Source organism: Pseudomonas sp., from assembly GCF_037994325.1.
Classification (GTDB): Bacteria; Pseudomonadota; Gammaproteobacteria; order Pseudomonadales; family Pseudomonadaceae; genus Aquipseudomonas.
This window is the reverse complement of sequence record NZ_JBBNAH010000290.1, coordinates 1-2042: the sequence shown is the minus strand read 5'-3', so window position 1 is coordinate 2042 and position 2042 is coordinate 1. Positions and strand designations below refer to the sequence as shown.

Below are 2042 nucleotides of genomic sequence, written 5' to 3'. Positions count from 1 at the left end.
TGGCATCTGACATCCGTGTTTTCAGTTCTTTTTAAATAAGTAATCTGTCCCAAATGGCGAAGCGGGGCGCAGAGGGCGGGGAGTTTATCAGGAACGGAAGTAGGTTCCGACGGCGCTGGGCTGGGAGATGCAGGGGCTAGGTTTATTTAGAGTAGGGGCTATAAATTTGTACCCCTTTCCTAACGAGAGACAGTGCGCAAGTTGCCTGAAGTAGATGAGGAAAAGCCGTGCCTGGTTCAAACGGGCCAGAGACATTTCTGTGCCCTAACTTTTAGTCTCTGTCCGGCGGCGGATACTTGGAACATTTGGTTGCTTATTCCCCGAACGTAATCCGCTTTACACCTGCAAATCTACGTTTTTCGTAAAGCAGAGAACGGAGAAATCTACGAGCATCGTGAAACGGCAAATCGCACCCGACAAGCTAGGTTAAGCCGCCGTTTGCGGTAACCACCTCAGCGAGTCGGCGTACTTGTATGTCATTTCAGGAGTTCGCCATGACCCAATCTTACGGCGCAGCAGAAAGCGCCTTTTCCACGCCGCTTACCGGAAAAGAGAGGAGGCTGATTAGCCAGGCTGTGCAATTGCTGGAGAGCAAGCTGTTCCAGCGCGAAGGCTGGATTACCGACCCGGACTAGGTGCCGGATTACTTACGTTTAAAGCTAGCCGGCCAGCCAAATGAATTGTTCGGCATTTTGCTGCTGGACTCTGCCAACAAGATCATCGGCTTCGAAACGCTGTTTACCGGCACTGTCAATCAGTCGTCCGTGTTTCCGCGCGTTATCGTGCAGCGCGCGCTCGCGCATAACGCCACCGCGCTGATCTTGGTGCATAACCATCCTTCCGGATTCACCTCGCCCAGCCACGCAGACCGCGTGTTGACCAAGCGGATTCAAGAGGCGTTGGCGCTGATTGAGATCACCGTGCTTGATCACTTTGTGGTGGGCAAGGGCGAGCCTTTTTCGTTTGCGAAAGCGGGGCTGCTTTGACAATTCATTGGGATAATTTTTGTAGCCTCAGCGTCTGTTACTCATCAGCCACGCACTGCTTTGTTCGCGTATTCGGCTATAGAGTAAATTTTCCTTTCTGCCTAGATTGGGCTTTTAGAGTGGAGAAATAAATCGGACACCATTTACGTCAGTAGGTATTGAACTGAGGGCTTGGGGTTTAGAAAATACTCAGCGTGACTCCAAATACCGACCCGGGTTGCAAGCTCAAAGCAGCCGGATTTCCCATTGGGTGCTGTTGCGCACTCCTGAACATCCCGCCTTGGTGAATACCACCAGCGGTAGGATATGTAGCCGCTTCTCTAGGTGCTGGTTCTCGAAAATCAGCTTAAGAAGGTTATTGCCATAAAGCTTGGTCTCATCTAGTTTCCGCCCAGGCATCTTGGTTGCTGTAATAGGTAATCCCGCACCTTGAGAGATCTACGTCGTCGAGCCAGTTCTGCTCATCGAGGCTTGAGAAGTTCGTTATTTGCAGAGCAGCATTGCGTGTTTCAAGGGCTCTAGAGGCGCCCTAGTTGTTTACCTTCAAAGAATGAGTGAACGGCTCACCACTGCTATTGCGACTACCGGCATAGCGCATCAATCACTAGATCTGAATGGCTTAGCACACCATGCGAGAACACCAAGTTCTCGCTAATTTTTTCAGACTGCCCTTGGCGATAACAATTTGAATGGTGCCGGTAACCTGGTAACCTGGCTACAACGATAAAACGGAATGCCTTTGTATGGATCAGATTCGCGCTTTTGATATGTTTTGTGGGGCCGGTGGAGCCAGTCTTGGAGCTCGTGAAGGTGGAGCTACGATTGTAGGTGGTGTCGATCTCTGGGGCCCCGCAGTGGAGTCATTTCGCCTGAACTTTCCGGAGGCACATGTCTTCGATCAGGACTTGCGCAAGCTTACGCCGAAACAGGTTTTGGCGGAGGTAGGACCCATTGACCTGTTGATATCTTCCCCAGAATGCACTCACCACACATGCGCCCGCGGGGCGAAGCCCCGATCCGAAGAAAGTCGAGATACCGCCTTTCAAGTCATTCGGT

The 2042-nt window shown here is 51.5% G+C and carries 3 protein-coding genes; all 3 read left to right on the top strand.

Annotated features, from left to right (window positions below):
- The first annotated feature begins 494 nt into the window (after positions 1 to 494).
- Positions 495 to 635, top strand: a complete 141-nt coding sequence (locus AAAB16_RS09850) for a hypothetical protein (RefSeq protein ID WP_340663168.1) — start codon at positions 495 to 497, stop codon at positions 633 to 635.
- The gene (locus AAAB16_RS09845; RefSeq protein ID WP_340663167.1) at positions 636 to 986 is read left to right on the top strand and encodes a JAB domain-containing protein; all 351 of its coding nucleotides are present in this window, start codon (positions 636 to 638) and stop codon (positions 984 to 986) included.
- 743 nt (positions 987 to 1729) lie between these two features.
- Positions 1730 to 2042, top strand: a 313-nt coding sequence (locus AAAB16_RS09840; protein WP_340663166.1) for a DNA cytosine methyltransferase, incomplete at its 3' end; no start/stop codon positions are given.